16 protein-coding genes and 1 pseudogene are annotated in these 8,659 nt (G+C 63.4%); 15 read left to right on the top strand and 2 right to left on the bottom strand.

From position 1 onward, the window contains the following. The 3 genes from GGR04_RS23790 to GGR04_RS23470 all read left to right on the top strand — a co-directional run. On the top strand, positions 1-295 hold a 295-nt coding region (locus GGR04_RS23790; protein WP_210291957.1), incomplete at its 5' end, for a hypothetical protein. A gap of 289 nt (positions 296-584) precedes the next feature. Further along, positions 585-1,022 (top strand): hypothetical protein, encoded by a 438-nt coding sequence (locus GGR04_RS23475; protein WP_183203000.1) that lies wholly within the window; start codon positions 585-587, stop codon positions 1,020-1,022. A 19-nt stretch (positions 1,023-1,041) separates the two neighbouring features. Next, a complete protein-coding gene (locus GGR04_RS23470) occupies positions 1,042-1,314 on the top strand; it encodes a hypothetical protein (RefSeq protein WP_183202997.1) in 273 nt (90 codons plus the stop codon). A 57-nt stretch (positions 1,315-1,371) separates the two neighbouring features. Here GGR04_RS23470 and GGR04_RS23465 read toward each other — a convergent pair whose 3' ends face one another. Next, on the bottom strand, positions 1,372-1,980 hold the full coding sequence (locus GGR04_RS23465) for a thermonuclease family protein (RefSeq protein ID WP_312857516.1): 609 nt from the start codon (positions 1,978-1,980) through the stop codon (positions 1,372-1,374). A 79-nt stretch (positions 1,981-2,059) separates the two neighbouring features. Next, positions 2,060-2,485 carry a helix-turn-helix domain-containing protein gene (locus tag GGR04_RS23460; protein WP_281383161.1) on the bottom strand — a complete coding sequence of 142 codons (426 nt, stop codon included), beginning with the start codon at positions 2,483-2,485 and terminating at the stop codon, positions 2,060-2,062. A 380-nt stretch (positions 2,486-2,865) separates the two neighbouring features. On the opposite strand from GGR04_RS23460, the pseudogene GGR04_RS24205 reads away from it, so the two are divergent. The 12 genes and pseudogenes from GGR04_RS24205 to GGR04_RS23405 form a co-directional block, all read left to right on the top strand. Beyond that, positions 2,866-3,255: pseudogene (locus GGR04_RS24205) on the top strand (ArdC-like ssDNA-binding domain-containing protein); the annotation flags it as partial. Next, positions 3,247-3,792 (top strand): zincin-like metallopeptidase domain-containing protein, encoded by a 546-nt coding sequence (locus GGR04_RS24200; RefSeq protein WP_312857517.1) that lies wholly within the window; start codon positions 3,247-3,249, stop codon positions 3,790-3,792. The pseudogene GGR04_RS24205 and the gene GGR04_RS24200, both read left to right, overlap by 9 nt. Before the next feature lie 58 nt (positions 3,793-3,850). Beyond that, positions 3,851-4,105: a hypothetical protein gene (locus tag GGR04_RS23450; RefSeq protein WP_183203006.1), complete on the top strand. Its 255-nt coding sequence runs from the start codon at positions 3,851-3,853 to the stop codon at positions 4,103-4,105. 92 nt (positions 4,106-4,197) lie between these two features. Then, positions 4,198-4,872, top strand: coding sequence for a hypothetical protein (locus tag GGR04_RS23445; RefSeq protein ID WP_183202993.1), 675 nt, complete (start codon positions 4,198-4,200; stop codon positions 4,870-4,872). 43 nt (positions 4,873-4,915) lie between these two features. Further along, positions 4,916-5,173 (top strand): hypothetical protein, encoded by a 258-nt coding sequence (locus GGR04_RS23440; protein ID WP_183202991.1) that lies wholly within the window; start codon positions 4,916-4,918, stop codon positions 5,171-5,173. 119 nt (positions 5,174-5,292) lie between these two features. Then, complete coding sequence (locus GGR04_RS23435) at positions 5,293-5,775, top strand: hypothetical protein (RefSeq protein ID WP_246393603.1); 483 nt, start codon at positions 5,293-5,295, stop codon at positions 5,773-5,775. An 11-nt stretch (positions 5,776-5,786) separates the two neighbouring features. Next, entirely contained in the window at positions 5,787-6,575 is a 789-nt protein-coding gene (locus GGR04_RS23430; protein ID WP_183202989.1) for a hypothetical protein, read from the top strand. Positions 6,576-6,648: 73 nt separating this feature from the next. Further along, entirely contained in the window at positions 6,649-6,918 is a 270-nt protein-coding gene (locus GGR04_RS23425) for a type II toxin-antitoxin system prevent-host-death family antitoxin (protein ID WP_183202988.1), read from the top strand. Beyond that, positions 6,915-7,322 carry a hypothetical protein gene (locus tag GGR04_RS23420; protein ID WP_183202986.1) on the top strand — a complete coding sequence of 136 codons (408 nt, stop codon included), beginning with the start codon at positions 6,915-6,917 and terminating at the stop codon, positions 7,320-7,322. Before GGR04_RS23425 ends, GGR04_RS23420 begins: the two co-directional genes overlap by 4 nt. A gap of 108 nt (positions 7,323-7,430) precedes the next feature. Beyond that, complete coding sequence (locus GGR04_RS23415) at positions 7,431-7,850, top strand: hypothetical protein (RefSeq protein WP_183202984.1); 420 nt, start codon at positions 7,431-7,433, stop codon at positions 7,848-7,850. Beyond that, positions 7,847-8,095: a hypothetical protein gene (locus GGR04_RS23410; RefSeq protein ID WP_183202982.1), complete on the top strand. Its 249-nt coding sequence runs from the start codon at positions 7,847-7,849 to the stop codon at positions 8,093-8,095. The genes GGR04_RS23415 and GGR04_RS23410 overlap by 4 nt, the downstream gene beginning before the upstream one ends. A 129-nt stretch (positions 8,096-8,224) precedes the next feature. Then, positions 8,225-8,413 (top strand): hypothetical protein, encoded by a 189-nt coding sequence (locus GGR04_RS23405; RefSeq protein WP_183202980.1) that lies wholly within the window; start codon positions 8,225-8,227, stop codon positions 8,411-8,413. Positions 8,414-8,659: the final 246 nt, after the last annotated feature.

Below are 8,659 nucleotides of genomic sequence, written 5' to 3'. Positions count from 1 at the left end.
TCAAGAGAACGATGTATGGCCGAGCCGGCTTCGATCTCCTCCGCGAGCGCGTTCTCGCATCAACCTGACAGCTTCACACAGTTTGCGGGAGAACCAGTTTCCACCCGGCATCGACACCCTCGGCATGTCGCGGCCAACCTTCAACGAAAGGGGCCAGCATTCGGCGCGAAAAGGGGGCCAGCATTCCAAGCGATTTGACACCCATCATCGACTTCATGGCCGGTATCGATGGCATCGGGGCGCCGGCAACACCGGACTCAACGTCCCTGAATACCTGTATGCAGCGGATCAATGAGAAAGCCCCCCGAGCAGGCCAGCAGCTCGCCGCTTTGGCGCAAGCCATGGCCGACGGCAACCTCACCCAAGCTCGGTGACAACCGTGAAGGGGCGTCCCCTGCGGGCCGCGCTCTAGGAGCCGTGCTCCCCGAGCCCTTCCAGGTCTCGTCCCATTCGGGTGACGATCGCTGACGCACCAACCCTACCGGTACCCATTTCTCGCTTGGCCGACGAGTCGGCCTTCCGCTAGACTCAGGGTCAACCCTATCGACCATGGACCACTTCGGTCCGAACCCCCGGACCTCACCGTGCCGATCAAGCCAGAGATGCGCGGCTTCTATCCGATCGACTGGCCACAGCTATCGGACTCGATCCGCTTCCGCCGCGCCAAGGGGCGGTGCGAGCAATGCGGGCGTCCACATAAGCAGCTCGTCTGCCAACTGGCCGATGGCCGTTGGTACGACGACGAGGCGAAACGCTGGCGGGACGACAAGGGGAGGGCGGTTCGCACCAATCTGCCCAACCCCTTCAACCTTCCGTCCGAGATCAAGGCGCGCTTCACCTACGTCGTTCTCGCCTGCGCTCACCTCGATCAGGACATCTCCAACAATGCGCCCACGAACCTGCGAGCGCTCTGCCAACGATGCCATCTGATTCACGACCGCCCACACCATCGGCTGTCGCGATGGCTAACCTGGCGCTCGACAAAGGCTATGGGCGACCTCTTCACTGGCCGCTACCGCTAACCCTCACCGGAAAATTGCCATGCTGCAAGCCGACTACGAGAAGCTCCCGAACTTCATCATCCCGGTTCACGTCTCCGACACTCGCGAGCGTGTCGAGACGTCGATCGGCCCGGTCATCGTCTACCATTTCGATGAAGGCAACGTCGGCCTCTGGTGGCACTTCCACGGCCGCCTTCATGACCACATGATGCCGCTGATCGAAGGGCGTTCCGAATGGAACACCGGCGCCAAGGCATGGCACATAACAGCCGAGAACGCCCCCAGCGTTCTGGAGGACATCCGAGCACTCTGATCGTCCCCGACCGGGCCGACGCTTCGCTCGCCCGGTCGGCCGCGTTCGAGGATCCGCTCAGCGTCCGGCGGGTCTCCAGCCTGCCGCCTTCGCCTCTTCCGCCGAACAGAACCACCGCTCACCGCGAGCGACGTCGATCTGTGTCCCGGCGTAGTTCTCCTGGCCGGGTGAATGGTAGATCCGCCCGGAACCGCTGATATTCCCCTTGATCGGGCAATTTGCTGACTGGCCGGTTGAAGCCTGTTCGCTGGCCAGACGCTCGCCGCGGCGCCACTCTTCTGGCTGAACGAACGTCCCTGCCCAAAGGCCGTTTTGGGCGGCCTTCGCTTGCGCTTCTTCCGGATCGTAGCGACCGTCGCGGTATCGCTTGAAGACGATCGCAAAACCCGCACGCACCATTTCGGCATTCAACACGGTGTTGTCCGGCTTCACGCACTCCGCGACCGGTCGATCGTAGCGGTCGCGCTCGCTCCAGAAACACGTCACCTGGCCTGATCGGCCGACGAGGTCCGCTAGATACTCAGCGGCCTTCGTGCCGCAGAGATACCGCTTGCCCGAAGCGTCGTCACAGGTCTGACTGCTTTCAGGGGCGTCGATCCCATAAAGCCGGACGCGCTCGCCCGACCCTTCGAAATTCAATGTGTCGCCGTCGACCACCGTTGCCACGCCCTCGATCCGCTTCGCGTCCGCGCGAGCGTCGATGGGCGCGATGAAGAGCCCCGTCAGGGCAAGCGTCAGGAGAAATTTAGCTCTTCGTGGCAATGCGTTTTGACCTCACCAGAATTTTTCCGACGAGTTCTGCCATCTCCGCATCCACCCCATCAAGCTGCCGGAGCAGCTTGTGGCTTTGAAGGTTCACTTCCGGCAGTGTCTGGCGGGTATTGGGATCAACCAAGCCCGAGAAGAAATGGCCTGGATGCACCTCCAGGATGGAGGCGATCCGAAACATCATCGAGGCCGAGACGCGGTTCGCTCCGGACTCGTACTTCTGAAGCTGCTGCGACGTGACAATGTTGCCAAGGCGATCCCTGACTTCGTCCACCCTCATGTGGCGCGCTTTCCGGGTTGCCCGAATGCGCAAACCGATGTGAACGTCCAAGGGGTCGAAACCACCCTGCTTCGGTTTAGTCACTGACGTTCCCGCCTCTGTCTCATGTCCCCCAGTCGACATACTAGACCAGCCTTACCGCTAACCAAACTAAAATGCGCCGTTGTAGCTCGCGGAGGATCATCAACCGCAACGGGTGATTTTCCAAGGCGGAAAGCATGAGACATGGACGACGCGACCCCATGGTCCCTCATTCGTGGCACCATAGGTCACATCCTTGAGCTTCTAATAGGCCGCTCAGATTGAAAGAACGCACGTTTCTGGTGTCATTACAAAACCCTGCCGTACCATTTTGCAGCGCAGTGAAAACCGAGCTCAACGATAGGTCGAAACCGCGACCCTGGACCATCGCTCACTAAGAGGTAGAGGAAGGGAAAGCCCGGCGACGGGCTTTGAGCGAGAGAGAGGCACTGGAGCCTCCGGCCCGTCGAAGGATCTTCGACATGACCCGCTATTCCACCGAAACACGCGCCTCGATCTACGACACCGTGACCGCCAAGATCGTCAGCGACCTCGAAGGCGGCGTCCTGCCCTGGACCAAGCCCTGGAAGTCCGGTGTCGGAAAGGCTGGCTTCTCCTTCCCGGCCAATGCCACCACCGGCAACAACTACTCCGGCATCAACGTCCTGCTTCTGTGGCTGCATGGATCGGAATAAGCCTTTCCGACCCAGCGCTGGCTCACCTTTCCGCAGGCCCTCGAAGCCGGCGGTAGCGTACGCAAGGGCGAGAAGGGCACGCAGATCGTTCGCGCCGGCACCTACACGCCCAAGGGCGAGAAGGCGCGCGCTGCCGAGGAAGGCCGCGATGCGTCGCTCGTCCCGTTCCTGAAAGCCTACACCGTCTTCAACGTCGCGCAGTGCGACGGGCTGGACGAGGCCATCACCGGGATCATCCCGCTGGACATCGATCTTCGCTGCGATCTTCCGCGCGTCGAGGCCGCCGATCGCACCATCTCCGCATCCGGCGTCCGGTTCATCAACCACCCCGACAAGGCGTTCTATCGCCCCGCCGACGACGTGATCGCCATCCCCCTCATGGCGGCCTACAACGACCCCATCAACTGGTACAGGACGGCTTTCCACGAGCTCGGTCACGCGACAGGGGCCAAGCATCGCCTGGACCGCGAGTTCGACCGGTTCGGCACTCAGAAATACGCACGCGAGGAACTCGTGGCCGAGATCGCAGCGGCCTACCTCTGTGCTGCCCACAACATCGAGCCCACCGTGCGCCATGCCGACTACATCGGCTCCTGGCTCGAGGTGCTGAAGGGCGACAATAAGGCCATCTTCTCCGCCGCATCAATGGCCTCTAAGGCATCGGACTGGATCCTCGACCAGGCTACAGCCGCCCCCAAGGCGCTCGCCGCGTGAAACGAGGCTCACCAAACGATCGTCCAGCGCCATCCGGCGCTGGCACACCGGAGGCAGCATGAACGAGCACAAGAAGCGGGACCTTCAGGCGCTGTTCGGTGGTCCGGACCTTGCCGCGATCGACCGTTCCATCGCAGCCCTGATGACCCATCCGACCACGAGCCCTTGGCTCCATGAAGCGTTCAAGGTCGCACTCACCCTCGATCCGCTGGACGCGCTCAAGGACGCCGAGACCCTTGCAGACATGCTCAACCAACGGTTCAATGCGGTGATGCGCGAGCATGGTCATATCCGGTTCGATTTTCCGGACTGAACTGCCGCTCTGAGAGGGAGAGGAAGGGGAGCCCGCACGACGGGCTGACAAGAGGAGAGCGAGGCTTTCCCGGCTCGTCGGGAGCGACCCCGATGATCGGATTTGCCGAGCGCTACGCCGAAACCTTCGCACGCGAAGGCGGCGCCCTCCAGACGCAGTGGACGAGCTTTGCCTTCCAGCTCGCCGATGCCCTGGCCGCCAAGACCGGACAGGCCTGGATGCCGGCTCACCCCGAGGAAGCGCACTCCGCCAGCCACTACGCCACCTACAGCCTCGTTCGCGAGGATGGCTTTCGCCTTCGCATCGCGAGCCATGGCAAGCAGGCCGTCGCCAGCATGGACGTGCCGCGCGTGCGTGGCCATGTCGTTCACGATCGCGCCGCGCCTCAGCCCTTCATCCGACGCCGCACCCCGCATGTCTTCGATCCGGCAAAGCCGCTTGCGGACATCGCGGCCGAGCTGATCGCCAACGTCGTGACGCCGTGCGAGCCCGACTTCCAGCGCCAGATCGTGGCCGAAAACCGCCGCCTCGAAACCGCCGATCGCCTCGCGCGCGCCAGCGCGGCGCTGGCCGAGGTTGCCGGACCCGGCGTGTCCGATCCGCGCGACAACGACGGTCGCTCCCACGTTCTGCACGACGGCACGGTCTTCGGCCGCATCCGCCTGAGCCGAGGCGGCTCGTCCTCGCTGGAGCTCAACGGCCTCGACCACGAGACCGTCATCGCCATCGCGGCCCTCGTGAAAGCGCGCCAGGCCGCGGCGGCTTGATGCTGCGCCTTTCCGCATCGTCCCGACGAAAGGAAGCCCGACCGTGGCCCCCCGCACCTATCACACGCTTCTCACCCGCGACCTGAAGCACCCGATCTCGAACCAGTGGTGCCCCGACTTCGGCGACTACGACCGGAAGGTCGTGGAAGCCGAGCGGGACGACTACCGCGACAAGGGATGGGCCGCGGCCGAGCTGCGCATTATCGAAACCTCGTCCGATCAGAAAGGCATCGACGCCGTCGTCGCCGCGCTGAACGCGGCCGAAAGTGCCAAGGTCGCTCGGAAAGGACGTGCGCCTTGAAGGTCGCATGGCATCTCCCGCTGCTCGACCGCACCGTTCCTCCGGCGCGGAGCCGGCAGCGGCCCGCGCGCTTGGCGATCATGGCGTGTTCGGGCACGAAACGCGAAGGCGCGGGCCGAATGCCTGCCATCGAGCGCTACAACGGTCCCCTGTGGCAGACGCTGCGCAGCGTCGATCCCAACGGATCGCTCGCCCAGGTAGCCTTCCTGTCCGCACGCTACGGGTTCCGATCGGCTTCCGCCGAGATCGCCGACTACGATGTGCGCCTGACCCGCGACCTGACCGACGCCATGATCGCTGGCGGGATGACGACGCGATGGCCTCGTCCCCGCCTCCCTTCGATGCCCGACGACGCCGGCATCCATCCCGGCGTCGAGATCGCCGGGTTCCACCACGCCGCGCGCGAGCCGCTGCGCGATGTCGCCCTGATTGGCGGCGCCCTCTACCTCGAGGTGATGCGCGCCTTCCTCGTCGGCTTTCGCGAGATGGGCTGCCTCGCATCCGATGCCACGATCACAGAGATCAACGGTCCGATCGGTTTCATGCGCCGCGACCTCCGCCTCTGGCTTCAGGCCGCGCAGAACCCTCACAGCAAGCCGTAGGAGGCTCACCCATGCGCTTCAATCGATGGCCTCGTGTCGAAGGCGACAACGAGACCCCACGCAAGCGAGCGGCCTTCGTGCGCTCGCAGCGCCAGAAGTGCGACAAGCTCCCGCTGTTCGCGGAGCTGATCCGCGAAACCCAGCACGACGTCGACACCGAGATGGCGCGGTGCCATGAAAGCTGGCCGATCGCCCAGCAGCGAGGGCGCAATGAGCGCGCCGCCAGGTGGCGCAAGGCTCGCAGCAAGCTCTGGAGCCATGGCGACAACATGCGCCAGCTCCTTCGTGCCCTATGGCGCGACTGCCCCTATCCTGCCGACCCGACCTATCTCCTCGATCTGTTCCACAAGATCGACGTCGGGCGGGTCGATCCCGAGCGTCCGCCCTGGCGCTTCCATCCGGAGATCAAACCGCGCGTCACCCTGGATCCGGCGAGCTTCGACGAGGCGTTCCGCCAGATCGGCCAGTCCAAGGTCGGGGGAGGGCCGAAGACCATCCCGGCCGACAAGTTCATCTTCTGCGGCAACATCGGATCGGGCTTCCTGATCCTCCATTCCATGGTTCGCCTCGTTGAGCCCAACGAGAGCTTCTACACCTCGTCCAACCATCGCCTTCGCGACAGTCACGTCGGGCGCAGTGGCCATTGGGTGGACCTCGAGGTGTTCGGCAAGGTGAGCGACGAGGACCTCGCTCGGATCGAGCGCCTGGCGCAGATGGCCGACACCCGGCCTGTCATTGCCCGCGTGTCGGGAAATTGGGCCAGGACGTCGATCGAGGATGTCGAAGGCCGTTCGGTCTAAACGCCTCAGCACCGTTGTTCGAGAAGCAGCAATGCTGTAAAGTTCAACAATGCTGTAATTTATGGGAGCCGACATGGCTGATTTCACGGACACCTATTCGACCAGCGATCTGTCTCGCAAATCGGGCGACATCATTGCCCAGGCGCTCCGACACCCGGTCGCTATCACCCAGCGTAACAAGCCGCGCTTGGTGCTGATGAACATCGAGGACTACGACCGCCTCAGGCAGCGCGCTGACATGCGCATGACAGGAACGATCGAGGCGATGCCGGTCGATGTTCTGGACGAATTCGCTGCGGCCGTCGAAGCCTACGCGCAGGAAGGCGATGGAGAGCGGCCGTGAGCTACGACGAGTTCAAGAGCGGTGTCGTCATTCGATATGAGTACCTTTGGGTCCGTGACGCCAAACGCATCGAGACCGACAAACCTCGCAAGGTCGCCGTCGGTGTCCGCCTTCCAAGGCCGGATGGCGATCTGCTCTACCTCTTTCCCATCACGAAGACGCCGCCGCGCCCAGATCAGTTCGCCGCCGAGATTCCAACGATCGAGAAGCGTCGGGCGGGCTTGGACATCGACCTTCGTCTGTGGATCGTGCTGGACGAATACAACGTTGAACGCATCGGCCACTCCTACTACCTCGAGCCGATGCCGCCGCTCGGTGCCTTCAGCAAGGCGTTCTTCCTCCCTCTGGCCCGTGAGTTCGTCGCCAGGCGCAAAGCCATGAAGGGCGTCGACAGGACAGCATGAGCTGATCGACGCCTGCTATTCTCGAGCGAAAGACAGGGGAGCCCGTATGACGGGCTGACAAGAGGAGAGCGAGGCTTTCCCGGCTCGTCGATGGCGATCGATATGCCCTTGGACCCCACTCGCTTCCCCCTCGTTCGACCCGATATCCTGGAGGCGATCCAGCAGCCCGACGTTCTGTTGCAGATCGGGCCGAGCTATATCGCCAGCCTGGAGGTGCCGACGCAGACCGCCAGCGCCTCGTGGTCCGGCTTCTCCCAAGCCTTGATCGAGCAGCTCGTGCCCGCGGCGATCGAGGCCGGTGTCACCGTCATCGATGCGCGAGAATGCCCCATCGAGCCATACCGCAAGCTCGTCGTTTGCGGCCCCATGGTCGCCGTCGGACCATCGCGGGCATGGCGCATCGATGGCGCGCGCCACTCGCTCTCGTCTTTGACGACTACCGACTACGCACCGCTCTACGCCGCGATCGGCGCCACGGTTCACAACATGCCCCTATCGAGCGGCGAGCCCCAGGCGATCGCGGCATGACCGGCATTCCCGACGCCCCGCTCCTCGATCCAGAGACCGCCGCGCGCATCGAGCGCGAGAACACCACTGTCGGCCAGTACGAACGGCTTGCCGGCATCGGCCAGACCCACGAGGAACGGCGCGATTTCTGGATGCAGTTCCGACACGAGGACGGCAACGAGTGCATTCGCCTCGCGATGAACGAATGTCGGCGCCGGATCGGTTTGCCGCAGCGCCCGCCTCCCAAAGCGATGGGCGGTCGATGACAGGATGCCGCTCCCTCAAACTTGACGGATCGGGTCGATGCCCCTCCCGTTGAAGATGCAGAAACCCATCGGCGCTATGCTCGAATATGGAGCGGACATACGTTCACGCGCACTCGCAGGGAGATCCACATGGGCACATACGTCGCAACCCTTCTCCTTGGCGGCGTGGTCGCCGTGCTCAGCATGATGTGGCTCACCAGCTTGGGTCTCGCGTTCTCCCAAGGCGCCGGCATGTTGCTGACCGCGATGGCCACGCTCTATTCGGCGGAGCTGTTCCGTTTCCTCGAGCGCCGGATCGGTCGCTTTCCACGTCCCTGATCGATCCAACTCTCCACCATTCCAAAGGGCGTCTTTCCTAATCGGAAGACGCCTTTTTCATGCAAGCTCAATCCTCGACACCATCGGCTTTCCACCAAGCCGAGCCGATCGGCGCCGGGAAAGCGGACGACCGGAGGCGGTCCATCCGCATTCGACCGAGGCTGTGTCAAAACCCTGATTTGAGCTAGACTTGTGATCTCACCTGGGGGAGGTCGGCATGGGTCGGTTCATCGAAGGGGAAGATCG

The sequence above is a fragment of the Aureimonas pseudogalii genome (assembly GCF_014196835.1).
GTDB classification, from domain to species: Bacteria; Pseudomonadota; Alphaproteobacteria; order Rhizobiales; family Rhizobiaceae; genus Aureimonas; species Aureimonas pseudogalii.
The sequence above is the reverse complement of the archived record's forward strand: the minus strand, read 5'-3'. Positions and strand labels throughout refer to the sequence as shown.